This is a genomic window from Clostridium sp. LIBA-8841 (genome assembly GCF_034439435.1).
Taxonomy (GTDB): Bacteria; Bacillota; Clostridia; order Clostridiales; family Clostridiaceae; genus Sarcina.
In genome coordinates this window covers 262255-286454 of sequence record NZ_JAPCKJ010000003.1, presented here as the reverse complement: position 1 = coordinate 286454, position 24200 = coordinate 262255, and the positions used below count along the sequence as shown (strand labels likewise).

Sequence of the window (24200 nt, the reverse complement as noted above, 5' to 3'; positions counted from 1 at the left end):
ATAATATTTTAATAGTAAATGGAGGAGTTGTTATGTCTGATAACAATGATAAACTTTTTAAAAAGTTTAATATAGATTGTGAAAAATGTTTTGGATTTTGTTGTGTTGCACTTTATTTTTCAAAGTGTGATGGATTTCCGACAGATAAGATAGCTGGAAAGCCATGTATTAACTTAAAAGATAATTTTACTTGCAAAGTTCATAAAAACCTTAGAAAAAAAGGTCTTAAGGGGTGTACCTCTTATGATTGTTTTGGTGCTGGACAAAAAGTAGCACAAGAAACATATGATGGGAAAAGTTGGGTAGAATCATCAAATTTAGCTAATGAGATGTTTGATGTTTTTCTAGTTATGAGACAGCTTTATGAAATGCTTTGGTACCTTAATGAAGCATATATTCTTGATGTTACATCTCAAATAAAAGGTGAGATTAGAAGCATGATTGAAAAAACTGAAAAATTAACAGAATTAGATCCAAAGGGGTTATTAAATCTAGATATAGAAGCGCATAGAGATAAGGTTAATATGGTATTAAGAAAAACTAGTGATTTAGTTATGAAAAAATATAATACTTTAAATAAAAAGAAAAATAGAGATTTTATAGGTAAGAAACTTAGTAAAACGAATCTAAGAGGAATAGATTTAAGAGGAGCTTTATTAATAGCTGCAGATTTCACTGGAAATGATTTAAGTGGAGTGAACTTCTTGGCTGCAGATATGAGAGATGCAAATTTAAAAGGAGCTGATTTAAGAAAATCTATATTTCTTACTCAATCTCAAATAAATACATCAATTGGGGATAATAATACAAAATTACCTGTTCAATTAAGTAGACCATCATATTGGGAAAAATAATTATTTAATATAGGAATTAAAGAGATAGAGAACAAAAATCATATCTTTTTAATTCTTATTTTTTTATTTTTAATTTAATATACAAGCTGTATTACTGTATAAAATTCTGCAAATGTTTCTAAATTGTTAATTTAGTACAATTATTTGTTATATTTTTAACTTTTATGTCTTAAATGTATTGCAATTTATATTTATATTGTGATATATTGATAGCGGAAAGTTAGTTGTACATACAAATAAGGGGAGAAATCATAATGATTTCGCAATGAAAACAATTAACTTTAGGGAAGTTACTAGTAATTTATTAAAAAGACAACTTCATACAATAAAAAACGATAAAATTCAAAATGATAAAAAATAAACAAAGATATAGAATAATAATTTTTTTTAGAGCAATAATATTTAATATATTTTGTATCGTTATGGATTTTAACTAACAAAAAATTTTATAATAGGAAGAAGAGAGATATGGCACAGAAGAATATTTCAAAAAAAGACAAGTTAACACCAAAAGATTATTTAAACAAAGTTTTGGCAGGAACTGCAACTGGAATAGTTGTTGGTTTAATTCCAAATGCAATTTTAGGATCAATATTTAAAAGCTTAATAGATGTTTCACCTATATTTGCTACTTTTTATAATGCTGTAAACATAATGCAGTTTATAGTACCTGTACTTGTAGGTGTTTTAGTCGGTTTACAATTTGAATTTAATCCTATGCAATCAGTTATAGTTGGAGCGGCAGCATTTTTAGGATCAGGAGCTTTTAAAGTTACTGAAGCTGGCGTACAGATGGTTGGTATTGGAGATCTAATAAACGTAATGTTAGTTTCATGTATAGCTGCATTAGTTATTAGATTAATTGGAAACAAGCTAGGATCTTTAACAGTATTACTTTTACCAATTATAGCAGGAGCTGGCGTTGGTATTATCGGAATGTTTATGTTACCTTATGTAAGACAAATTACTATATTAATTGGAGATTTAATGAATAACTTTACAACTTTACAGCCATTATTAATGTGTATTTTAATTAGTATTTCATTCTCAATTTTAATTATTTCACCAATTTCAACTGTAGCAATAGGTATTGCAATAGGAATCACAGGATTAGGAGCTGGAGCAGCTGCTATAGGAGTTACTGCTTGTACAGCAGTTTTAGTTATTGGATCAATGAGAGTAAATCAAAGTGGAGTTACATTATCAGTATTATTAGGAGCTATGAAAATGATGATGCCAAACCTAGTAAAATATCCAATAATAGCAGTTCCAATAGTAGCAAATGGTATCTTAAGTGGAATAGGTGCATATCTGTTCAATATATTAGGTACACCTAATAGTGCAGGATTTGGTATAGTTGGTTTAGTTGGTCCACTAGCGGCTATAAATGCATCAACTACAGGCGCTATTTTTGGAGTAGTAATGTCATTCTTTGTAATACCTTTCGTAGGAGCCTTTGTTATTGAATGGTTCTGTAGAAAAGTGCTACACTTATATGATGAAAATATTTTTAAATACATTTAATTAAAAATTTAATATTTAATTTAAATTTCGGATAAAAGAGGAGAGTTGATTTAAATGAAAATTGCAATTGTTGGAGCAGGAGCTATGGGCTCACGTTATGGATATATGTTACATGAAGCTGGAAATGAAGTTTTTTTAATAGATGGTTGGAAAGATCATGTAGATACTATTAATAGAGATGGATTAACAGTTGAAGAAAATGGAGAAATTAAGAAGGTAAAAATACCAGCAATGTTACCTGAAAATGCTACAGAAGTTCCAGATTTAATCATCCTATTCACTAAGTCAATGGGATTAGAACCAATGTTAGAGTCTATTAAAAATATTTTAGGAGAAAATACTAAAGTATTATGTTTATTAAATGGATTAGGACATAATGAAACAGTTGCAAAATATGTTGATAACAAAAATATCCTTATGGGAGTAACTTTATGGACAGCTGGATTAGCAGGTCCAGGACATGTTGTTTTAACTGGAGATGGAAGTTTAGAGGTTCAAAATATTGATCCTAGTATGGAAGCTGGAGCAAAAGAAGTTTGTGAAGTATTAAGTAAAGCTGGATTAAAAGCTCACTATAGTGAAAATGTAGTATTCTCAATATGGCGTAAAGCTTGTGTAAATGGAACTTTAAATAGTGGTTGTACAATTCTAGATTGTAACATCAAAGAATTTGGAGAACTAAAAGAAGCACCACAACTTATTCGTAACATTATAAAAGAGTTCGCAGATGTTGCTACTAAATATGGAGTAGAATTAAACGTTGAAGAAGTTGCAAGAGGAATAGAGGCAATATATGATCCAAGTCAGGCAGGAGCTCACTATCCATCAATGCATCAAGACCTAATTCAAAATCATCGTCTTACAGAAATTGATTATATAAATGGATATGTATCTAGAAAAGGTAAAGAATTCAACATAAATACACCATACAATGATTTACTTACTACTCTTGTTCATGCAAAAGAACAATTACTTATTAAATAGAAATAGATAATAAATATAGTTTGTTTTAAAGAAAGTTGATTTCTATCTTTTATAGGAATCAACTTTTTTGTATTTATTGTTAAGATAATTATTTAACTATATTAATAATAAAAAAACGATATAATAAAAAATACCTCAATGGGAAATGATGGATTGGATTTTGTTGCAAATTTTAAAATTTATCTTTAATATAGTATATGGACAAGATTTAAGAGTTTAGAATGGAGGATATAATGCTTGAACAAAATTTTTGCGGTTGTTTATTTTTTACTGCAACTAGATTAAAAAAAATAGCAGCTAAAATAGCTGAAGACGAATTGAAAACATTAGGGATGTCTCCGACATATGTATATATACTTCTTGGCGTAAAGTTTAAACCAGGAATAACACAAAAAGAATTATGCGAAGAGCTACATTTAAAACCATCTACAATAACTAGACTTATAGATAAATTAGTTATAAAAGGTTTAGTAGAAAGAAGAGCAGAAGGTAAGTTGTCCCATATATATTTAACTGAAGAGGGAGAAAAAATTCAAGAGGATATACAAAAATATAGATTAAAGTTACATAATCGTTATAAAGAAATATTAGGAGAAGAAGAATATAATCTTCTAACTAAAATAACAAATGATTCTGCAAGAATATTAGAGCCTAAATAGATATATTTTTGAAAGAAAATTTTATACAGTTAATTATGTAATGATATCATAATTAATATTGGGGCAAATTCTTAGAGTTTTTAATTTATATTAAAATAAGTAATAATCCACAACTTCTTGGAATTAAAAAATAAGAGGTTGTGGATTATTATTATATAAAGTTACTTATTTAATATTAATGATGATATAATAAATTTATTATTTTAAAAATAATACTGAATTGTTATTTTACCATATTTAAAAGGAGCGATATACATGAAAGAATTAAAAATAAAGAAAATGACTGAAGAAGAGTTTAAAAATGAGTTTAAATTAGGAAGTATAGATGAAATTAAAGCTTATGAATTAAGTGAATTAGGGAATATTATTGAAATTTCAAGTGAAGAGGAAGTTTATTTCTTAGTTGATAATAAATTATATGCTACACCTAAAGCTACTACTTGTGATGAAGAAATTTCTCAATCAGATATTGAAACTATAGAAAAATTAAATGAAGAATTTAGAGACTCTTTAATAAGTTTAAGAGAATTTTTATATCATGGAAATGGAAAGCTAGACTCAGCAGAAGCAGTAGCTATTCAAGTTTCTATGAATAATAATATAAAAGCTGCTAAAGAAATAGTAGTTAAGCACAGCATAATTGATAAAGATGAAATGAAAAAATTAAGTAAAAAATACTTTATGCCAGACTTCTTAAATGGTGTATTTGGAAATGAAGAATATAACTTTGAAAATGAAGTTGAAATAGACTGTGGACTATAATAAAAAGCTATATCAAATCCTTAAGTGATTTGATATAGCTTTTTTATATGAGTAATTGTATTAAAAATAGTCTAATTATGTATTGAGCTTTAAATTTTATTTTCTTGATTCATATATTTCTTTTTCAACATCTATAAATATTTTAGCGATAACACCATAAGTATTTCCCCATGCTTCTAAAACTTCATCAGTTGCAGCATCACCTAAAACTTCTTTTATAGCTATTAATAAATTAGAACCTACTATTGGATAGTGTTCTTCTTTTATTTGACGATCACAATGCTTTTCTCCAATTTTTTTAACAGCAGGTAATAAAATTTCTAAATTATCTATGTTTTGAGCTGCTGCTAAAATAGTCATGGCTAGCGCTTTAGGTTGTTCACCAGAAGCTTGTCTATCCATATTAAATAATGGTTTAACTTCAGGATTATTTTCAAACATATTCTTATAAAAAGTTGTTGTTATTTCTACTCCATGTTCCTTTAATGCTGGTACGGTACTTTTTACTATATCTATTGTTTTTTGATCTAACATATTTCTACCTCATAAATCTTATTAATTAATAATTATTATCTTTAATAGATTGAATATACCATTTCAAAATAAAATGTGCAAGTAAAATGCATATTAAATTTAAAAAATATTGTTTTTTTGATATAATTATTTAAATAAAAGTTGGGAGTGGAGTTTTATGCAATTATCAAAATTTACAGATTATGCTTTTAGAACACTTATATACTTAGGAAAAAATAGAGAAGATATGGTTATAGTGAGTGATTTAGCAAAAGAACTTGATATTTCAGAGCATCACTTAAAAAGGTAGTAAATAAACTATCTAGAAATGAATATATAATTTCTACAAAGGGAAGAAGTGGAGGATTAAAATTAGGTCTTGAACCAGAAGAAATAAATTTAGGAGAAGTTGTAAGATTAACAGAAGAAAATTTAAATTTAGTTGAATGTATGAATGATCCTAAGTTATGTCCTTTAATGAATAATGGGTGTAAGCTAAAAGGAATTATCTCAGTGTCATTAAAATCATTTTTAGAAGAAATGGGTAAGCATACTCTTAATGACATCTTGTAAAGTGGTTTATTAGATTTTATTGTTTAATTAAAGAGATTAAGAATTAGGTAGTAAAATAATTTAGGAAAATAGCTATGTACCATGGAGATAATTGTGTGTTTTTAACTCATTTTATAAAAATACTTATAAAAAAATTTAGCTAGGAAAAGAAGAAATGAATATTATGAATTGAAATAAAAAAACTCTTTAAAACTATTAGTTTTTTACATTGCTTAGTAGTTTATTAATAAATAAGTGGATATAAATTTTTTTTATTAAATTAATTATAAACTTATTTGTTGACAATATCACTAATTAGTGATAAGTTTTATATATGGATAAGATAAAAGCTTTAATTAAAGAAAATGAATTAACATTATCAACTTTGGTTGTCTTTACAAGAGCTGAACATAAAATTCATAAAAAAGAATTTCAGACAATTAAAGAAAGTGGATTGACAATAGCTCAATTTGGAGTTTTAGAGGCTCTATATAATAAAGGCGACTTAAGAATATTTGAAATAATGGAAAAGATATTAACAACATCAGGAAATATAACAGTAGTTATAAAAAATCTAGAAAAGGATGGGTTGATTAAAAAAAATGCAGATCCAGAAGATAAGAGATCTTGTATAATATCATTAACAGATGAGGGAAGAAAGGTAATAGAAGATATTTTACCTAATCACATAAACAACATTAAAAATATTTTTGAAGTTTTAACTGATGAAGAAAAAATAACTTTAAAAAATATATTGAAGAAATTTAAAAATATATAAGTAATTAAATTAAAAATAAAAATTTTTAGATATTTATCACTAATTAGTGATAAATATAATTTGAGATAAAAGGAGTTGAAGCAAATGAAAAACTTTAGAACTATAGAAAATATATTTAAAGGACCAGAACCTCATATGGTTGGAGATGGATTTAGAGTATCTCAGTATATACCAGCAGGAATAGAAGATATGGAACGTTTATCTCCATTCTTATTATTAGATTATAATGCACCACATTATTTTGCACCATCAGAAACTAGATTAGGTGTAGGTGCACATCCTCATCGTGGGTTTGAAACAGTAACAATTGCTTATGATGGTAAGGTTGAACATCATGATAATAAAGGAAATCATGGAGTTATAGGACCTGGAGACGTTCAATGGATGACTGCAGCGTCAGGCATTATGCATAAAGAATATCATGAAACTGAGTTTAGTAAAAATGGTGGTATTCTTCATATGGTTCAACTTTGGGTTAACCTTCCTAAAGATAAAAAAATGATAGCACCTAAGTATCAGCCTTTATTAAAAGAAGAAATGGGAGTTGTTAAACTTGATGATAATAAAGGTGAAATAAGCATAATTGCTGGAGAAGTTAATGGAGTAAAAGGACCAGCTAGTACTTTTACTAATATTAATCTTTATAATGTAAATCTAAAGAATTTTGGTAATACTATATTACATGAACCAGGAAATTTTAATACAGCAATACTTATATTAAAAGGTGAAGTTAAAATAAACGAAGAAAAAGTATGCAAAGAAAGAGATTTTATCATATTTAATAATATAGATGGAGATATTTCAGTTGAGTCTTTAACAGAGGAATCTTTATTTCTTGTATTAAGTGGAGAACCAATAAATGAACCTGTTGTTTCTCATGGACCATTTGTTATGAATACATTAGGTGAAATATGTGATGCATATGAAGACTTTAGAAATAATAAATTTGGAACAGAAAATTTTTAAAAATTTATATATAAATTAGAAGGAGTAAATATTATGAGTAAAGTATTATACATTAAAGCAAATATAAAAAATGAAGGAGAATCAAGAACTTTTAAAGTATCTGATAGTTTCGTAGAGGAGTATAAGAAAAATAATCCTGAAGATGAAATAATAACATTAGATCTATATAAAGAAAATATAGATTTCTTAAGACCAGATGACTTAGGAAAAATATTTGGACCTAAGAATGAAGAGAGTAAGAATAATCCTATATTAAAATATGCATATCAATTTGCAGAGGCAGATAAATATATATTTGCAGCACCTATGTGGAATTTAAGTTTTCCAGCAATACTAAAGGCTTATATTGATTATGTAAGTGTTTCTGGAATAACATTTAAATATACTGCTGAAGGTCCAGTAGGCCTTTTAAACGATAAAAAAGCAGTGCATATAGTATCTAGTGGAGGAATTTATGATAATTCACCATATGAAATGGGAGATAGATATTTAAGAACTATCCTAGGATTCTTTGGAATAAAAGAAGTTGAAACTATAGCTGTAGAAGGTTTAGATATTATGGGTGTAGATGTTCAAGGAAAAGTTGAAGAAGGAATAGAAAAAGCTACTGAACTTGCAAAGAAATTTTAAGTTTAAGCAAAAGAATATATGAAAATTAACATTCATTTAAAACAGAGCCAAGTAAAAATATAGATAATTAAAAAAATATTACTGAAAATGAAGTTTTTCATTTTCAGTAATATTTTTATTATGTATATAAAAATTGCGTAAAACTTTTTAAGATTTTATTATTGAAGGTATAAATTATAATTTTCCTTCGTTTAGCATATTAGTTAAATCATCAAGCATTAAGTTTGCTGATTTTATTCCACCAGCAGTATTCCATATAAAGTCATTTACTTTATAAACTTTGTTATTTTGTACTGCATTTAAAGATTTAAATAGAGGATCTTGCATCCATTCTTCCTCTCTAGCAGTAGCTTTACCATCACCAAGCTCATAAGTAAAGTAGAACATTACATCTCCATCAGCTTCTTTTAATCTTTCCTTACCAATCTCAAGAGCAAAGTCATCACTTTGTTGAGCTGCAGGTCTCTTAAATCCTATTTCTTTTAGTATAGTACCAGCAAAAGTATTTCCAAGATATATTCTAGTTTTTCCAGGCATAAATCTAACAAGTGAAATTTCTGTATTTAGCTTGTCTTTATAATTATTTTGAATATAAGCAATTTTATCATCATATTCTTTTAAAGCTTTTTCAGATTCAGCTTCTTTGTTTAAAACTTTTGCGTAAAATTTAAAGTTATCCTTCCATGCGCCTCTTATAGTATCAGAGTAAACAGTTGGTGCTATTGCACTTAATTGAGAATATATTTTTTCATGTCTCATTTTATTTCCTATTATTAAATCAGGTTTTAAAGCAGCAATTGCTTCTATATTAGGTTCTCTTTCCATACCAATTTGTTTTACACCTTCAAGTTCATTTTTAGTATAATCGTACCAATCACCAGTAACCCCAGTAACAGCACCAACTGGCTTAACGCCAAGAGCGAGTAGGGCTTCAGTACCTTCGCTGGTAAGAATTACAACCTTTTTTGGATCCTTAGGTATTTCTGTAGTACCCATTGCATGCTCTATAGATACCGTATTTGTTGATGATGATGTGTTTTCTTTATCCGTTTTATTAGAACAACCTATAAATAGGCTTGCGACTACTAAGCTTGATAAAGCTATAGATAGTAATTTTTTTTTCATGTTTAAAAACCTCCAAATAATTATTTTGTCGAATAATGTAGAAATAGCAGTGAGTTTATGATATCATAGATGAGAAATATTATCAATAATAAATGAGAATCTTTTTCTTTTAGAATGGAGGAGTTATATGAAAAAAAATATAAATAGTAATAAGATGAAATTCGCCTTACTTTTATTGTTAATAATATTAACAGGAATTTTATGCTATTTAAGTATTACTAAAGGATTTATAAAAACTAATTATGAAACAGTTATAGATGCCTATAAAAATTTTAATGGTTCCCAAGAGCACATAATTATAAAAACATCTAGAGTTCCTAGAACATTAAATGCTCTTTTAGTTGGAGGAGCTCTTGGTGTTGCAGGACTTTTAATACAAGCCTTAACGAAAAATAAGCTTGCTTCTCCTAGTATATTAGGTATAAATTCGGGAGCAGTATTTATTTTGGTTATTGCTATAACATACATACCACAAATATCTAATATGGGACTTGCATGGTTAGCTTTTGCTGGAGCATTAGGAGCTACTATATTGGTATATGTATTATCAGGTGGACTTTCTGGAGAAGTACGGACTATGGATTTAACATTAGGTGGAACAGCTTTAGGTGCATTACTATTTTCTTTAACTCAAGGAATCTTATATAAAAATGATATTGCTTTAGAAGAAATTATATATTGGATGACTGGTTCCGTAGAAGGTAAAAAAATAGATATGATACTTCAATTTTCTCCAGTAATAATAGGTGCAATAATTATAACATTATTTCTTTGGAAAAAGCTTAATGTATTTTCCTTAGGAGAGGAAATGGCAAGGTCATTAGGGGTAAAAACTCTGTATTTAAAAATATTAATAATAGCTATAGTTTCAGTTCTGTCTGGAGTATCTGTAGCTCTTGCAGGACCAATTGCATTTGTTGGATTAGTAACTCCAAGTATTGTACATAAATTTATTGGTTCAGATTATAGATGGCTTATTCCTTTTTCCGTATTTACTGGGTCTTCTATATTATTATCAGCGGATATATTATCAAGATTTATAATTTATCCAAAAGAAGTGCCAGTTGGAGCATTAACTGCTCTTATAGGAGGACCATTCTTTATATATATTGCTAAAAGGAGGAGTAAGTAATGATAAATATAAGTAAAAGAACTATAAAAATAAGTGCAGTATTATTAGTGATTACTCTTTTAATGTTTGGAATTAATTTAAGTTTAGGGGAAGTTATGATAAGTCCCATAGATGTGTTAAAAAGTATAGTTGGGATAGATACAGGATTTTCTTCTATATTAGTAATGAACATAAGATTACCAAGAGTTATTATTGCCTTCTTTATTGGAGGATCTTTAGGTTTGGCAGGGGCTATCCTACAGGGAGTAGTTAAAAACCCATTAGCATCTCCTGAGATATTAGGTATATCAAATGGAGGGGCTGTTGGGGCATTAGTATTTTTAACAATTTTTACTGACCCTAATAATAATTCTTTGACAACATCGATATTGTATATGCCTATATTTACTTTTATATTTTCTTTTTTAGCTGTAGTGATTATTTTCTTTATTTGTGGAAAATCTACATCAACAAAAAAATTAATTATAATAGGCGTAGGAGTTTCAGCAATATTTAAAGCATTAACTAATATTTTAATAATAAATGGACCTATAGTATTTATGAAGGAAGCTACAACTTGGTTAACAGGAAGTATTTATGGAGCGAATTGGACTCATGCAGCCATAATAACAGTAATATTTTTTGTCTTTACAATAATAACAGTAATATTTATAAAAGATTTAAATCTTCACCAATTAGATGATGAAGTTATAACAGTCCTTGGAAATAAGGTTCATAAAAGTAGAATAATATTATTAAGTATTTCAGCAGCATTAACAGCTGGAGCTGTAACTATTGGAGGAGGAATTCCCTTTGTTGGATTGATAGCTCCTCATATTTCTAGAAAACTTGTAAATTCAAAATTTGAGAATCTTATACCATTATCCATATTTATTGGTGGAATAATCACATTATTAGCTGATTTTGTTTCAAAGTGGCTATTTTATCCACAAGAGTTACCTATAGGGATATTTACAGCATCCATAGGAGCTCCATATTTCATATATCTTTTAATAAAAAATAGAAAGTCTACGAATAGGTGATGAAAATGATAAAAACAAATAATTTAAAATTATGTTATGATGAAAAGATAATACTAGATGATATAAATATAGAAATAGAAAAGGGAAAAATTACAGCATTAATTGGACCTAATGGATGTGGTAAATCTACTTTAATAAAAGCTATCGCTAAGGTACTTACTCCTAAAAATGGTGAAGTACTAATGGGGGAAAAAAATCTTCTTAAAATGCCACCAAAGGAATTGGCAAAGGTACTAGCCATGCTACCTCAAAGTAGTAGTGCACCAGAGGATTTAACTATTTATGATTTAGTCAAACAAGGAAGGTATCCTTATCATAATTTATTATCATTTTGGAGTAAAAAAGATGAAGAAATAGTGTTGGAATCGATTAGAAAAATGGGATTAGTAGAGGAAAAAGATAGGACTTTAGAAAATCTTTCTGGTGGACAAAAACAAAGAGCATGGATTGCTTTATCATTATCTCAAGATACAGAAATTATACTTTTAGATGAACCTACTAATCATTTAGATATAAAGTATCAGCTAGAGATTTTAAATATTTTGAAAGAGCTTAATAGGAAAGAAAATAGAACCATAGTAATGGTAATTCATGATATAAACCATGCTTTAAGATATGCTGATAATATAATAGCTTTAAAGGATGGAAATATATTTGCTCAGGGAAGTAAAGATAAAATTATAAATGAAGATCTTATAAAGAACGTGTTTGATATTAAATGTAAGATTATAGACTCTCCAATTGATAATAGTAAGATGTGTGTACCTTACATATAAAATAAAAAAGAAATCATATTAATTATAATAAAGAATGATTTAATAACACAAAAGAAATGAAATTTGAGGAGGATGAAATAGATTTACTTCTAAAAGATTTAGAGGTAAAATAAAATTAAGAAAGTTAAAGTATAGATAATTATTAAGAGAGTTTATTTAAAATATAAACTCTCTTATTTTTTATATTTATGGAGAGATTAATTTTTTTAAAAGGGGTGAAAATATGTATTTTAATAAAACTCTGGGAATAAAAGAAGTAGATAAGGATGAAAATGTATTTTATAGAGTTGCAATGAGAGCTATTATTTTAAAGGGTGATAAAATACTCATGGTAAAGTCTAATACAGGAGACTATAAATTTCCAGGTGGAGGAGTTGAAAAAAGTGAAACTCCAGAGGAAACTTTAAGGAGAGAAGTTACGGAAGAAACAGGATACATATTAAATGAGGTTAAAGAAGAATTCGGAGTAGTAATTGAAAGAGATAGAAGAAGGAGAATGGGTTGTACACTTTTTGAAATGACTTCTCACTATTATATTTGTAATGTAACTGAGGAAAAGATAAAACAATGCTTAGATAAGTATGAAGAGGAATTAGGATTTCTTCCAGTATGGATTTCTTTAGAAGATGTAATTAAAGAAAATGAGAATATTCTTAATCAGAATGGAAAGATTAATCCATGGGTAAAAAGAGAAACATTTGTACTTAATAAAATTAAAGAATATATAGATAAAAATTAATTAAAAAATATAAAAAAGACTGTATCAAAACTTTTTACTCTTTTCGATACAGTCTTTTTCTATTGAAACTCTACAGTTTTAGTCTGTTTAACTAATTTGTTTAGAATTGGTATATGTTTTTCAACTGAAAAATAAATTTTTTGAACACTTTTACTTAAGAACTTAACATAGATTACGTTCATTATAATTACTATTACAAATGAAGCAACTACATGTTGAGGGTAATGATGACCAACATATACTCTAGAAATCCCCATTAATATAGATAAAAGAACTCCTATTGTTCCAAGAATTTTATTATATCTATTTAATCCTAAGGCTATACTCATACTACCAATTGAATGATCGCTTGGAAAAGACGAATTTGGTTTATGAGGATATAGTAAATTTGCATTAGGATCATTTACGAATGGTCTTGGAGCATAGTAAAAATGACCTATTATCATTGAAATTAATAAGTTTATTACAGTAAATACAACTGTGTCAACAGCTATTCCTCTAGCTTTTTTCTTCTTACCTATAACCCCCATTAAATAAACAACAACTACTGTAGCTGCAAAAATGTAAGGTAATATTTGAGAACAAAAAAGCATTATTGAATCTAATAAATGATTTTTACCTGCTAACCCATTAATGGAGTTAAAGATGGTATCCCAAAAATTCATATGTATTTCTCCTTAATATATTTTTCTGATGTAATATTTATAAAATTTTTATGGTGCTTGTACACAAATTTAAAATTAATTATACATATGTTAATTTTTTAAATCAACCTTGTAAAAGTTACAGATTTAATTCAATAAGGTAATAAATAGTTGTTTGTTAAAAAATAACTATTAAAATGCAAACAAAATACATTAAAGTTTATTTATATGTAGACAATGCTAAAAATAAAGCATATAATAATTAAAAAAATTTAATTTTTATTAGAGGATAAAAGGGAGTTGAGAATTATGAATGAATCAAATAAAGAGTTATTTTGGGATTCAACTATTGAGGAAGTAAAAAAAGGTTATATTGAACAAGAAGAGGAATTAAAATGCATAATTTGTGGAGAAGAATTTATAAAAGGAAGAATATATGAGGTAGAATCTTTACTTTACGATGCAAAAAAAGCTACTGAGTTGCATATAGAAGAAAAGCATGGTTCAACTTTACAATATTTACTAAATATGAATCCCTCATTTGTAGGAATATCGCAAGTACAAAGAGAAGTTTTATTGTTGATGGCAGATGGATTAAGTGATAAAGAAATAGCACAAAAGTTTGGGGTAGCACAGTCTACCATAAGAAATCATCGTTATAAATTAAGAGAAAAGGAAAAGCAAGCACGCTTATTTTTAGCTATGATGGAATTATTATCATCAAATACACAGAAAAAAGTTAATAAACTAGATAAAGAGACTTTATGTGATGCTCATAAGACAGCAACGACATTAGATGATAGATATAATATTACGGATAAAGAGATAAAAGAAATAATTAAGAATTATATGGATGAAAGTGGAGCAATAAAGATATTTCCTTCTAAAGAGAAGAAGAAAATAATATTATTATCTCAAATAGTAAAGCATTTTTCTAAGGGTAAAAAGTATTCTGAAAAAGAAATTAATAGGATTCTAGGAAGAATATATGACGATTACGCAACTATAAGAAGAGCTTTGATAGAATATGGTTTTGTTGAACGTTCTAATGATTGTAGTAGTTACTGGGTAAAGGAATAGATATTTATAGTTGGCGATGCTTCATGTGAGTGTTGATTTTTAGATAGTCCTTCAGACCTAATTTAATTTCGCAAAGTATTACTATTATTCTTACGTAGATAATGCAATACTAGATGCTCATTAAGATGATCTTACAGTTCTAGCTAAAAATCAACACTAGTCTAAAACATCATTCTATAGTTAAATGGTGATTTAAATGAATAATAATGATTTAAAAATAAGAGAAATAGAGGATTTAATTAAAAAAAACTATAATATCGGAAATATTAAAGAGATAAATAAAGTTTTGGAAGGTGCTTCATCAGAATGCTTTCATATAATTACAGAAAATAAAGAATATATTTTGAAAGATGTTGAGATGATATTTAAGAATCATCCCGAGGATGAACCTTTAATTAACAATATACTATTAAAAAGAGGAGTATGTGTATCTGAGTTTTATAAAAATAAGGAAAATAAATATTTGTTGGAATATCATGGTCACACATTTCATTTACAAAGTTTCATAAGAGGTAAGATATTAGAAGTAAATACAGCACCGCAATGGTTCATGAAAGAAAGTGCTGAAATACTAGGAAAAATTCATAAAGCATTAGAAGATATACCAGTGTTAAGTAGTGGAATTGGAAAAGAATTTTTTAGCTTTATAACTCCAGAATCTGCTAAGATATCTTATGAAAAATCTCTGCAAAGAGCTATAGAAAACAATGAAAGTCAAAATATTATTGATTTAAAATATAGAATTAGTTTATTAGAAAAAATAAAGGATATCAAACTTGAAATGAACAAGTTTACTTATAAAAATACTCATGGTGATTATTTTATAAGTCAAATAATATGTGGTGAGAATTCTATTAATGGAATAATTGATTTCACTTCAGCATGTATTCATCCTGCTTGCTGGGAAGTTATAAGATCATATTCCTATGCAGATCCAAAATGTATTGATGGAACAATAGATTTTGATAATTTAGTGAAGTATATAAAGGATTATATGAAATATAGTAGCCTCAATAAATATGATATAAAGATGATGCCGTATTTGTATTATTATCAGCTTGCAGTAAGTGATTATTTTAGTCAGTACTATGAATCTAATAATTCGAATAAAGAAGTACTAGGTTATTATGCTCATTGGTCAACTATCATTTGCAGATGGTTTGAAAAAAATATTGAAGAATTAACAGGGAATTTAGAGAAAGTATTTGGATTATAGAAATATGAAAATTTATTTAACAAGTCAGGAAAAATGTTTTATTTTCAATAGGTGAAAATAGTATAAAATATACTTAAGATATGTTTATAATAAGCTAAAGATAGTTAGTTAAGTACAAGAGAGGAGTAGGATTTAAAGTATGGTTTATAAATTTGAGGCTGTAATTAAAAAGCATGATGGTAAAGATGCTACATTTATAGAAATACCATTTGATGTTGAAGAGACTTTTGGAAGTAAGAGAGTTAAAGTAAAAGCAAAATTTGATGGTTTTGAATATAGAGGTTCTATTGTAAAAATGGGATTACCTTGTTATATGATAGGTATAACCAAAGCTATAAGAAAGGAAATTGGTAAGGAAGCTGGAGATTCTATAATCGTTGAGGTAGAAAAAGATGAGGAAGAAAGAGTGGTTGAATTACCAGAGGACTTCAAATTAGCTTTAGATAAAAATAAAGTAGCTAAAGATTTTTATGAAAGTTTATCCTATTCAGTTAAAAGAAAATATGTACAGTGGGTAACTAGTGCAAAGAAAATTGAAACTAGAGAAAAGAGAATTAATGAGGCCGTTATAAAGTTAGAAAATAATATAAAAATATAAAGTTGATTTCCAATTTTAAAATAAGTAGAATTATGATGAAATGGTATAAAAAGGAGGAGTTTTTTATGATGGAACCTGCTAATAATGCATAGCAAGGCTATTGCATTTTGAATAGAAAATATAAATAGCCTTTGCTAAACCTAAATTAATTTTTATATTTAGGAGGAGCATTATGTGCTATATCACGGCTAAAGAAGTATTACCTAAAGAAGTAATTGAGTTAATTCAAAAATATGTAGATGGTGAATATATTTATATCCCTAGAAAAGAAACTAATAAAAGAGAATGGGGAGCTAAAACATCCACTCGTGGAGAGATTAAGCTAAGAAATGAAAGTATTTATGCTGAATATATGGACGGATTAAGCAGACAAGAACTTGCAGAGAAATACTTCTTATCTAAAAAGAGTATAGATAGAATAATATTGAAAGAGAAATCTAAATAATTTAAATGAGCCACAAGCTATGAGTTAGTTTTGGCTCATTTTTATTTCATAAAAATTTTATAGGTTTAATATGAGAACTTTACATAGTAGTATAGTTATTAATAAGAGAAAAGCAATTTTAAAAAAGGGGAAGAGTATTTTGGAGAGAGATTTAATAAAAAATAAGGAAGAATTACAATCGTTATTAGATATATGGGTAATAGATAAAAATTTAGTTATTAAAGAAGAAAATATATGCTATGAAACCAATAGAGAGCCTCATATATGGACTGTAGGTGAGGATTATATATTAAAAATGACTAATAGTGAAAATGAAATGAAAAATAATGTGAATATTTCTAGGCTTCTTTTAAAAGGTGGTGTTCCAGTTCAAAAAGTAGTTGAAACATCAAAGGGAGAATTTTATATTTCTTTAAATAATAAATATTATGGATTGTTTACTAAAATAAAGGGAGAAGTACTTAAGGATTATTTTGAAGGAGATTATGTTAAGAGAGGATTTTATTTAGGAAAATGTGCAGCAGATATTCATAAAGGATTAAAAAACATAACTGAAGAGGTAAAGAAAAACAATAAAATATGGGACAATAATATGATTGAAGAATTAAATGGATGGGTTAAGGAGGAAATAGATAAATATTTACCACAGTGTAATTTAAGCAAAGAAGAGATAGATTCTTTCAATAATATTAGGAGAGATTTATGTGAAAACTTTGAGGAATTGTATCTAAAGCTACCAAGACAGGTTATTCATAGAGATTTTCATGGAGAAAATATGATATTTGAAAATAAGGAGTTGGTAGGATATATAGATTTTGATTTAACTCAAATCAATGCAAGGATATTTGATGTATGCTATTTATGTACAGGTTCCTTAGCTTCAATTTTTCAGAATGAAGATAAAAGAAATAAATGGATAGACTTTTCAAAATCAGTTATTAAAGGCTATAAAAGTAATGTTGATATCACAGTTGAAGAGGAGAAAAGCCTAAAATATATGATTATCTCAATAGAGCTAATTATGATTGCATTCTTTGCAAAGGATGGATATAAAGATATAGCAGATACAAATATTAAGATGGTTAACTGGATAGATTCAGTTTGGGACAAATAAATGCTTAACAGAATTTGTTTTCATTCAAAGATATAGTTAAGTAAATAGACCTTCAGAGGGAAAAAATAAAAGATTAATGAAATATCATTTAGAGGATAGACTTTGATTAAGTCTATCTTATTTTGAATGGATATAGTATTTATATGAAAGTTGATGAAATTTTCTATAAATATTTAAAAATACATCTAATGATTATGGTAATAGAGCATTGTAGTTGGTCAAATGAGAAAGCGAAAGATTATTATATAGAGAATATTGAGTTTTTAAAGAAAATCTTATAAATATTAGTATAGAAAACTTATATTAAAGTAATGTTTTATAATAAGGTTCTTAATGATTAGTAACATTAAAGAAGAGAGTTTAATAAAATATGGTAAATGGTATGATTACAACGTATTAATTCTTTTTCTCAAAGTATATATTTAGCAAGATATTAATTAAAACTTTGGAGATAAATAGGGGGATAAATATGAGAAAATTCTTTTACCGTATTTTAAGAAGAATAAAAGTATGTTCAATTAAAGCAGTAAATTCAATAAAAAGAAGTTCTAAATCAAGGCAATTGGATTACGAAGTTGAAGTTATAGCTGAAAGGTTATCTATACCATGGGCCATAGATATAAGCCAAGAAGGCAAAATTTATTTTACTGAGCGTCCAGGGAGAATTAGAGTTGTTGAAAATGGTAAACTTAATCCAGAACCTCTAATCACATTAGGTTCACCATTCATAAGTCAAGGAGAGGGAGGATTAATGGGAATTGCCTTAGATCCAAATTTCTCACAGAACCATTATATATATGTTATGCATACATATATGGAAGTAAATCAAATGTATAATCGTGTTATAAGATTAGTTGAAAATAATAATAAAGCATCTATTGATAAAATTATTTTAGATAAAATTCCAGGAGGAAGAATTCATAATGGAGGAAGAATAAAAATAGGGCCTGATAAAAAGTTATATATAACAACTGGAGATGCAGGAAATTCTAATTTAGCACAGGATTCTGAAAGTACAGCTGGAAAAATACTTAGAATAAATTTAGATGGAAGTATTCCTAGGGATAATCCTATTTCTGGTTCACCAGTTTATACCTTAGGACATAGAAATCCGCAGGGAATTGCTTGGAATTCAAAAAACATATTATATTCATCAGAACATGGACAATCAGCACATGATGAAATAAATATGATAGAGCCAGGATCGAATTATGGCTGGCCTCTTGTTCAAGGAGATGAAGATTTAACTGATCTTAATCTTAAGAAGCCATTGATACACAGTGGAGAAGAAACTTGGGCTCCTTCAGGAATTGCATTCATAAATCAAGGAGCAAGAAAAGATAATTTATTGGTTGCTACTCTTAGAGGACAAAAGTTACTTGTTATGTCTTTTAATGGAAGTGGAGCTAAAGCAACTAATGTAGAAGTACTATTTGAAAATAGTTACGGACGTTTACGTGAAGTTGTTGTGGGGAAAGATGGGGCTATTTATCTTTCAACTAGTAATAGAGATGGAAGAGGAAATCCTGCTATAAATGATGATAGGATTATTAGAGTAGTTTTAAAATAACACTTATTAGAGAATAGAATATAAATAACTTCTTTTTGAAAATATGTAACTAAAAATATGATTTGAAGATAAAAAAATACAATATAATTGTTATAAGTTAAGGTATGTTTGGAAATATATAATTTAAGGTTAGGTAGAGAAATCAAGTATAGAAATTTATAAGAACTATACTTGATTTTTTAGGTTTTTAGTAGTTAAATATTATGATTAAGAGAGAATTTTTGATATATTTAGTTTAGAAAATAAATTTTTAATATGAATACTGTAAATAAAAAATATGAAATCAAAAGATTGATTAAACTTAGATGATGATATAAATATATTTATTTTGGAGATGTTAATATGAAAAAAACTTTATATGATTATGAAGAAGCAATTAAAAAATTACCTTTAAAAGATAAATACACAAAAGAAGAACTTCTAATAGATGATTTTCTTATTGAGAAAGAAGGAAATATTGAAATTTATTATGCACCACACAATGAGTATATAAATCCTAGGGCAAAAGTTTTTATTGTTGGTATAACTCCAGGCTTTAATCAAATGAGCACAGCTATAGCAGAAGCAAGAAAGGAGTTAGAAGTAAGTGATAATATTGAAGAAATTCAATATAAATGCAAAGTTGCAGGCCGTTTTAGTGGAAGTTTAAGAAAAAATATTATTAGTATGTTAAATGAGATAGAACTTAATAAGGTTTTAGAAATAGAGGATTGTGGAGAGCTTTTCGGAGAAAAGGATTATTTATTACATACAGTATCTTTAATTCCTTACTCTGTATTTGTTAAAAAAGCAAACTACACAGGACATACTCCAAAATTAATAAAGAGTGATTTCTTAATGAAGTATGTTTATGATAATTTTCTTTCTGAAATTAAAAGTTTAGATGATTTTGAAAATATATTACTAATACCTTTAGGAAAAGCGGTAGAAGAGGTTTTATGTAAATTGCAAGAAGAAGGTTTTATAAGTGAAAGACAAATTATTAAGGGGTTTCCACATCCATCAGGTGCAAATGTCAATAGAATACCTCAATTAAATGAAAATAAGGACAGAATGATTAAAGAAATTAGAGTTTTTTGTAAATAAAGATAATTAATTTTAACTAAATATTAGAGGATTTTTCAATCTTCCATAGTCAAGAGAGAAATGGTCTATATGGAACGTTACTGGTAACTTTAATGGTGATTAGTTCACCTTATGTAAAATACTGTGGTAAAATAATTAGGTGAATTAAAGTATTTTATTGAGAAGGAAGTATATGATGAAGAGTGTTAAAATGAGATACCCAATATATCTTAAAGAGTTTAAATGTATTGGGGGAGAATGTGAAGATAGCTGTTGTATAGGCTGGGATGTTGATATTGATAAGTTTACTTTTGAGCAATATGAAGGAGTTCAAGATAATGAAATGAAAAATATTCTTGAAAGTAACCTTATTAAAAATAAGAATCATCAATGTGATGAAATTGATTTTGCAAAAGTTAAGTTAGGAGAAACTAAAAGATGTCCTTTCTTAAATTGTGAGAATTATTGTATTATCCATGCCAATCTTGGAGAGGAATATCTTTCAAATGTTTGTACATCTTTTCCTAGAGTAACTAACAAAATTGATGGTATTTATGAAATGTCACTTGCCGTAGCATGTCCAGAGGCAGCTAGAATACTTTTACTTAAGGAAGAAGGAATTGATTTTTCAGAAGGTGATGAAACTTTAGGAAAACACATAATATCAAGTGAAGTTAATATTGAACTTGGTCAAGGGGAATGGCTTCCTGTAGAGTTTCTTAAAGAGATTAGAGAAGTAAGTATAAAGATAATGAAAAATAGAAAGTTTTCTTTAGATAAGAGACTTTACATATTAGGTGAATTTATAAATAGTTTAGAGGATGAGTATGAATATAATCATGATAATACATTAAATTTCATAAAGGGATATGATATAAATTCTATCCAAGATCCATATGAAGAAAACCCTATGAACTATATTATTCAAGTTGATTTCTTTAAAAAGTTACTTACTATGCTTCGTGTAGAAAAAGATGTTGATAGTGAAAGATTTAAGGAGTACTCAAGAGAGGTTATAGAAGGACTTAATCTTAATGAGGAAAACTATTTAGCTAAAAATGCTCAAATGTATATAAAAGCTTTTCAAGATTATGAGAAAGAGTTTTTAAAGAAAAATGGCTACATATTTGAGAATTACATAGTTAATTTTATATATAGTAATCTCTTCCCATTTTGCGAAATAGAATCTATCTTTGACAGTTATATAATGCTACTTGTAAGATATACATTTATGAGATTTTATTTAGTTGGAATGTACTTATATAATGAAAATAGAGAAGAAAATAAGGCACTTTCTAAAGAAGAAGTAGTTAGATTTATACAATGTTTCTCAAAGGTTGTGGAACATCACAAGACTTACCTAGTTGACCTATTAAACTACATAAAAGAACATGATTTCAATAACTTAGAGTTTGTAAAAACATTATTACCAAAATAATAGTTTATTGAGTTAATAGTATTAAACTGAATTTTTATTATTAGCTTATAAAAGTATAGTATTACTTTAAAGTATTAGTTTTAGGATATATTATGGTAACTAAATGAACTGAAGAGATATATGAATTAGAATTATTATAAATTAAAAAAAGTATATTTGTTTAAGAGTTTATTTATAAATTTTTAGAGATTATTAGTTTTTTATAATATCTTTTATAATATTTTTTATGTTTTTATATAAAATATATAATGAACTGTTTTTACACATAAATAGAAAAGTGATATATTATAATAAATCCATTGATAAGGAGTAGTAATTAAATTTAGCTTTAATAAAGAGAGTTAGGGATGGTGGAATCCTAGCAAGAAGAGATTTAATGAATGGACCTTTGAGGAACAAAGAGAAATCTTATTTTGAGAGTATCGGAGTGGTGTGCCGCACCTTATAGCGGATAGAGTGTGATAGTACTTGAAGTTGAGAGGCATATTTTTATATGCAATTTAGGTGGTAACGCGGAAGATATCTCCGTCCTATTTATTTAGGGCGGAGTTTTTTTATTTTAATAGAGTCTCTATTTTAAGTAAATGTTGATTTTTAGTTAAGTCTTTATATCTATTTACTTATTAAGGCGGTTTTATGGATTTATCTAAAAATTAATACGAATTTTAGAACAGAGCATAAGTAGAATTAAATATATTTAAATTATAGAAGCAATTTAAAAGATTAGGAGGAGAAATTCATGAAAAAAGAAATAATTTTAACAGGAGATAGACCAACAGGAAAATTACACATAGGGCATTATGTTGGTTCTTTAATTAATAGGGTACAATTACAAAATAGTGGAGAATATGAAAGTTATATAATGATTGCTGACCAACAGGCATTAACAGATAATGCTAGAAATCCAGAAAAGATAAGAAAAAGCTTAACTGAGGTTGCTTTAGATTATTTAGCTGTTGGAATAGATCCAAGTAAATCAACTATATTTGTTCAATCACAGATTCCAGAGTTAAATGAATTAACTATGCATTATTTAAATCTAGTTACAGTTGCAAGATTAGAAAGAAATCCAACAGTTAAGAATGAAATAAAAGAGAAAAACTTTAACACGAGCATACCATCAGGATTTTTAATTTATCCTGTAAGCCAAGCTGCTGATATAACAGCATTTAAGGCAACTGTAGTTCCAGCAGGAGAGGATCAATTACCTATGATTGAGCAGACAAGAGAAATAGTGAGAAGTTTTAATTCAATATATGAAAAAGAGGTATTAGTTGAGCCAAGAGTTATCTTACCAAAGGCAGGTTTAGGAAGACTACCTGGTATAGATGGAAATGCTAAGATGAGTAAATCTTTAAATAACGCAATATATTTATCTGATGAACCAGAAGTTATAAAGAAGAAAATAATGTCAATGTACACAGATCCTAATCATATTAGAGTTGAAGATCCAGGACAAATTGAAAATAATACTGTATTTACCTATTTAGATGCTTTTGCTCAAGATAAAGCAAAGGTGGAAGAAATGAAGGAGCATTATAAAAGAGGTGGTTTAGGTGATGTTAAGGTTAAAAAATATTTAAATGAAGTATTACAAGCAGAACTAGAACCTATAAGAGCAAGAAGAAAAGAGTATGAAAAAAATATTGATTATGTATATGAAATGTTAAAAACAGGTAGTGAAAAAGCAAGAGAAAAGGCAAGTAATACTCTTCATGAAGTTAGGGAAGCTATAGGAATAAACTATTTTAATAACCTATTATAATTTCAAAATAATTATTTTATAAATTCTATGGCATTAATAGGGTAATTATTTTTATGTTAGAATGAATTAATTATATTAAAAGAAAAGATGACAATGTGCAATTTATAATACACATTGTCATTTTTATTTTATGGTTATATGAAAATAGATTAATAGAATAAATTAGATTTTAAAAATAAGTAAATATAGTAAGATTAGCAGGTATTTAAAAAGTTAGTATGATAATATATTCGTATGTATAAGATTAAC

General features: G+C 27.2%; 26 protein-coding genes and 1 other annotated feature. Of the genes, 23 read left to right on the top strand and 3 right to left on the bottom strand.

What is annotated here, in order from left to right:
- The first annotated feature begins 32 nt into the window (after positions 1–32).
- From OIF33_RS09850 to OIF33_RS09830, 5 genes are all read left to right on the top strand, one after another.
- The gene (locus OIF33_RS09850; protein ID WP_322504075.1) at positions 33–854 is read left to right on the top strand and encodes a pentapeptide repeat-containing protein; all 822 of its coding nucleotides are present in this window, start codon (positions 33–35) and stop codon (positions 852–854) included.
- 468 nt (positions 855–1322) lie between these two features.
- A complete protein-coding gene (locus tag OIF33_RS09845; protein ID WP_322504074.1) occupies positions 1323–2378 on the top strand; it encodes a PTS sugar transporter subunit IIC in 1056 nt (351 codons plus the stop codon).
- 54 nt (positions 2379–2432) lie between these two features.
- On the top strand, positions 2433–3362 hold the full coding sequence (locus OIF33_RS09840) for a 2-dehydropantoate 2-reductase (RefSeq protein ID WP_322504073.1): 930 nt from the start codon (positions 2433–2435) through the stop codon (positions 3360–3362).
- A 233-nt stretch (positions 3363–3595) separates the two neighbouring features.
- The gene (locus tag OIF33_RS09835) at positions 3596–4021 is read left to right on the top strand and encodes a MarR family winged helix-turn-helix transcriptional regulator (protein ID WP_322504072.1); all 426 of its coding nucleotides are present in this window, start codon (positions 3596–3598) and stop codon (positions 4019–4021) included.
- A gap of 255 nt (positions 4022–4276) precedes the next feature.
- Positions 4277–4783 carry a hypothetical protein gene (locus OIF33_RS09830; protein ID WP_322504071.1) on the top strand — a complete coding sequence of 169 codons (507 nt, stop codon included), beginning with the start codon at positions 4277–4279 and terminating at the stop codon, positions 4781–4783.
- Between the two features lie 96 nt (positions 4784–4879).
- Here OIF33_RS09830 and OIF33_RS09825 read toward each other — a convergent pair whose 3' ends face one another.
- Positions 4880–5317, bottom strand: coding sequence for a globin domain-containing protein (locus OIF33_RS09825; RefSeq protein WP_322504070.1), 438 nt, complete (start codon positions 5315–5317; stop codon positions 4880–4882).
- Positions 5318–5474: 157 nt separating this feature from the next.
- Here OIF33_RS09825 and OIF33_RS09820 point away from each other — a divergent pair, with 157 nt between their 5' ends.
- The 5 genes from OIF33_RS09820 (at position 5475) to OIF33_RS09800 (ending at position 8222) form a co-directional block, all read left to right on the top strand.
- Positions 5475–5606, top strand: coding sequence for a hypothetical protein (locus OIF33_RS09820; RefSeq protein WP_322504069.1), 132 nt, complete (start codon positions 5475–5477; stop codon positions 5604–5606).
- 26 nt (positions 5607–5632) lie between these two features.
- Positions 5633–5869 (top strand): RrF2 family transcriptional regulator, encoded by a 237-nt coding sequence (locus tag OIF33_RS09815; protein ID WP_322504320.1) that lies wholly within the window; start codon positions 5633–5635, stop codon positions 5867–5869.
- A 313-nt stretch (positions 5870–6182) separates the two neighbouring features.
- Positions 6183–6626, top strand: coding sequence for a MarR family transcriptional regulator (locus tag OIF33_RS09810; RefSeq protein ID WP_322504068.1), 444 nt, complete (start codon positions 6183–6185; stop codon positions 6624–6626).
- A gap of 84 nt (positions 6627–6710) precedes the next feature.
- The gene (locus OIF33_RS09805) at positions 6711–7592 is read left to right on the top strand and encodes a pirin family protein (RefSeq protein WP_322504067.1); all 882 of its coding nucleotides are present in this window, start codon (positions 6711–6713) and stop codon (positions 7590–7592) included.
- A gap of 33 nt (positions 7593–7625) precedes the next feature.
- Positions 7626–8222, top strand: coding sequence for an FMN-dependent NADH-azoreductase (locus OIF33_RS09800; protein WP_322504066.1), 597 nt, complete (start codon positions 7626–7628; stop codon positions 8220–8222).
- A 174-nt stretch (positions 8223–8396) separates the two neighbouring features.
- Here the strand turns inward: OIF33_RS09800 and OIF33_RS09795 are convergent, their stop codons facing one another.
- Positions 8397–9347, bottom strand: coding sequence for an iron-siderophore ABC transporter substrate-binding protein (locus OIF33_RS09795; protein WP_322504065.1), 951 nt, complete (start codon positions 9345–9347; stop codon positions 8397–8399).
- 127 nt (positions 9348–9474) lie between these two features.
- On the opposite strand from OIF33_RS09795, the gene OIF33_RS09790 reads away from it, so the two are divergent.
- From OIF33_RS09790 to OIF33_RS09775, 4 genes are all read left to right on the top strand, one after another.
- Positions 9475–10479 carry an iron ABC transporter permease gene (locus OIF33_RS09790; protein ID WP_322504064.1) on the top strand — a complete coding sequence of 335 codons (1005 nt, stop codon included), beginning with the start codon at positions 9475–9477 and terminating at the stop codon, positions 10477–10479.
- The gene (locus OIF33_RS09785; RefSeq protein WP_322504063.1) at positions 10479–11501 is read left to right on the top strand and encodes an iron ABC transporter permease; all 1023 of its coding nucleotides are present in this window, start codon (positions 10479–10481) and stop codon (positions 11499–11501) included. Before OIF33_RS09790 ends, OIF33_RS09785 begins: the two co-directional genes overlap by 1 nt.
- Before the next feature lie 5 nt (positions 11502–11506).
- A complete protein-coding gene (locus OIF33_RS09780) occupies positions 11507–12277 on the top strand; it encodes an ABC transporter ATP-binding protein (protein WP_322504062.1) in 771 nt (256 codons plus the stop codon).
- 223 nt (positions 12278–12500) lie between these two features.
- Positions 12501–13016 (top strand): NUDIX hydrolase, encoded by a 516-nt coding sequence (locus OIF33_RS09775; protein ID WP_322504061.1) that lies wholly within the window; start codon positions 12501–12503, stop codon positions 13014–13016.
- Positions 13017–13075: 59 nt separating this feature from the next.
- On the opposite strand, the gene OIF33_RS09770 is transcribed toward OIF33_RS09775, so the two are convergent.
- Positions 13076–13681: a phosphatase PAP2 family protein gene (locus tag OIF33_RS09770; RefSeq protein ID WP_322504060.1), complete on the bottom strand. Its 606-nt coding sequence runs from the start codon at positions 13679–13681 to the stop codon at positions 13076–13078.
- A gap of 288 nt (positions 13682–13969) precedes the next feature.
- On the opposite strand from OIF33_RS09770, the gene OIF33_RS09765 reads away from it, so the two are divergent.
- The 9 genes from OIF33_RS09765 to trpS all read left to right on the top strand — a co-directional run bounded on the left by OIF33_RS09765 (position 13970) and on the right by trpS (position 23951).
- The gene (locus tag OIF33_RS09765) at positions 13970–14740 is read left to right on the top strand and encodes a DUF2087 domain-containing protein (protein WP_322504059.1); all 771 of its coding nucleotides are present in this window, start codon (positions 13970–13972) and stop codon (positions 14738–14740) included.
- A 196-nt stretch (positions 14741–14936) separates the two neighbouring features.
- Positions 14937–15956: a phosphotransferase gene (locus OIF33_RS09760; RefSeq protein ID WP_322504058.1), complete on the top strand. Its 1020-nt coding sequence runs from the start codon at positions 14937–14939 to the stop codon at positions 15954–15956.
- Positions 15957–16095: 139 nt separating this feature from the next.
- Positions 16096–16554 (top strand): YdeI/OmpD-associated family protein, encoded by a 459-nt coding sequence (locus tag OIF33_RS09755; RefSeq protein WP_322504057.1) that lies wholly within the window; start codon positions 16096–16098, stop codon positions 16552–16554.
- A gap of 172 nt (positions 16555–16726) precedes the next feature.
- A complete protein-coding gene (locus tag OIF33_RS09750) occupies positions 16727–16999 on the top strand; it encodes a CD3324 family protein (RefSeq protein WP_322504056.1) in 273 nt (90 codons plus the stop codon).
- Positions 17000–17138: 139 nt separating this feature from the next.
- Positions 17139–18113 carry a phosphotransferase enzyme family protein gene (locus OIF33_RS09745; protein WP_322504055.1) on the top strand — a complete coding sequence of 325 codons (975 nt, stop codon included), beginning with the start codon at positions 17139–17141 and terminating at the stop codon, positions 18111–18113.
- A 469-nt stretch (positions 18114–18582) separates the two neighbouring features.
- On the top strand, positions 18583–19683 hold the full coding sequence (locus OIF33_RS09740) for a PQQ-dependent sugar dehydrogenase (RefSeq protein ID WP_322504054.1): 1101 nt from the start codon (positions 18583–18585) through the stop codon (positions 19681–19683).
- Positions 19684–20025: 342 nt separating this feature from the next.
- Positions 20026–20769 (top strand): hypothetical protein, encoded by a 744-nt coding sequence (locus tag OIF33_RS09735; protein ID WP_322504053.1) that lies wholly within the window; start codon positions 20026–20028, stop codon positions 20767–20769.
- A 175-nt stretch (positions 20770–20944) separates the two neighbouring features.
- Entirely contained in the window at positions 20945–22186 is a 1242-nt protein-coding gene (gene fliB / locus OIF33_RS09730; RefSeq protein ID WP_322504319.1) for a flagellin lysine-N-methylase, read from the top strand.
- Between the two features lie 290 nt (positions 22187–22476).
- Positions 22477–22722: a binding site (T-box leader), on the top strand.
- 203 nt (positions 22723–22925) lie between these two features.
- A complete protein-coding gene (gene trpS, locus OIF33_RS09725) occupies positions 22926–23951 on the top strand; it encodes a tryptophan--tRNA ligase (protein ID WP_322504052.1) in 1026 nt (341 codons plus the stop codon).
- Positions 23952–24200: the final 249 nt, after the last annotated feature.

Excerpts from the sequence above, each read along its gene's own strand:
- OIF33_RS09850 (WP_322504075.1), top strand. The coding sequence starts at position 33 with ATGTCTGATAACAATGATAAACTTTTTAAAAAGTTTAATATAGATTGT.
- OIF33_RS09845 (WP_322504074.1), top strand. The coding sequence starts at position 1,323 with ATGGCACAGAAGAATATTTCAAAAAAAGACAAGTTAACACCAAAAGAT.
- OIF33_RS09840 (WP_322504073.1), top strand. The coding sequence starts at position 2,433 with ATGAAAATTGCAATTGTTGGAGCAGGAGCTATGGGCTCACGTTATGGA.
- OIF33_RS09835 (WP_322504072.1), top strand. The coding sequence starts at position 3,596 with ATGCTTGAACAAAATTTTTGCGGTTGTTTATTTTTTACTGCAACTAGA.
- OIF33_RS09830 (WP_322504071.1), top strand. The coding sequence starts at position 4,277 with ATGAAAGAATTAAAAATAAAGAAAATGACTGAAGAAGAGTTTAAAAAT.
- OIF33_RS09825 (WP_322504070.1), bottom strand. The coding sequence starts at position 5,317 with ATGTTAGATCAAAAAACAATAGATATAGTAAAAAGTACCGTACCAGCA.
- OIF33_RS09820 (WP_322504069.1), top strand. The coding sequence starts at position 5,475 with ATGCAATTATCAAAATTTACAGATTATGCTTTTAGAACACTTATATAC.
- OIF33_RS09810 (WP_322504068.1), top strand. The coding sequence starts at position 6,183 with ATGGATAAGATAAAAGCTTTAATTAAAGAAAATGAATTAACATTATCA.
- OIF33_RS09805 (WP_322504067.1), top strand. The coding sequence starts at position 6,711 with ATGAAAAACTTTAGAACTATAGAAAATATATTTAAAGGACCAGAACCT.
- OIF33_RS09800 (WP_322504066.1), top strand. The coding sequence starts at position 7,626 with ATGAGTAAAGTATTATACATTAAAGCAAATATAAAAAATGAAGGAGAA.
- OIF33_RS09795 (WP_322504065.1), bottom strand. The coding sequence starts at position 9,347 with ATGAAAAAAAAATTACTATCTATAGCTTTATCAAGCTTAGTAGTCGCA.
- OIF33_RS09790 (WP_322504064.1), top strand. The coding sequence starts at position 9,475 with ATGAAAAAAAATATAAATAGTAATAAGATGAAATTCGCCTTACTTTTA.
- OIF33_RS09785 (WP_322504063.1), top strand. The coding sequence starts at position 10,479 with ATGATAAATATAAGTAAAAGAACTATAAAAATAAGTGCAGTATTATTA.
- OIF33_RS09780 (WP_322504062.1), top strand. The coding sequence starts at position 11,507 with ATGATAAAAACAAATAATTTAAAATTATGTTATGATGAAAAGATAATA.
- OIF33_RS09775 (WP_322504061.1), top strand. The coding sequence starts at position 12,501 with ATGTATTTTAATAAAACTCTGGGAATAAAAGAAGTAGATAAGGATGAA.
- OIF33_RS09770 (WP_322504060.1), bottom strand. The coding sequence starts at position 13,681 with ATGAATTTTTGGGATACCATCTTTAACTCCATTAATGGGTTAGCAGGT.
- OIF33_RS09765 (WP_322504059.1), top strand. The coding sequence starts at position 13,970 with ATGAATGAATCAAATAAAGAGTTATTTTGGGATTCAACTATTGAGGAA.
- OIF33_RS09760 (WP_322504058.1), top strand. The coding sequence starts at position 14,937 with ATGAATAATAATGATTTAAAAATAAGAGAAATAGAGGATTTAATTAAA.
- OIF33_RS09755 (WP_322504057.1), top strand. The coding sequence starts at position 16,096 with ATGGTTTATAAATTTGAGGCTGTAATTAAAAAGCATGATGGTAAAGAT.
- OIF33_RS09750 (WP_322504056.1), top strand. The coding sequence starts at position 16,727 with ATGTGCTATATCACGGCTAAAGAAGTATTACCTAAAGAAGTAATTGAG.
- OIF33_RS09740 (WP_322504054.1), top strand. The coding sequence starts at position 18,583 with ATGAGAAAATTCTTTTACCGTATTTTAAGAAGAATAAAAGTATGTTCA.
- OIF33_RS09735 (WP_322504053.1), top strand. The coding sequence starts at position 20,026 with ATGAAAAAAACTTTATATGATTATGAAGAAGCAATTAAAAAATTACCT.
- fliB (WP_322504319.1), top strand. The coding sequence starts at position 20,945 with ATGAAGAGTGTTAAAATGAGATACCCAATATATCTTAAAGAGTTTAAA.
- trpS (WP_322504052.1), top strand. The coding sequence starts at position 22,926 with ATGAAAAAAGAAATAATTTTAACAGGAGATAGACCAACAGGAAAATTA.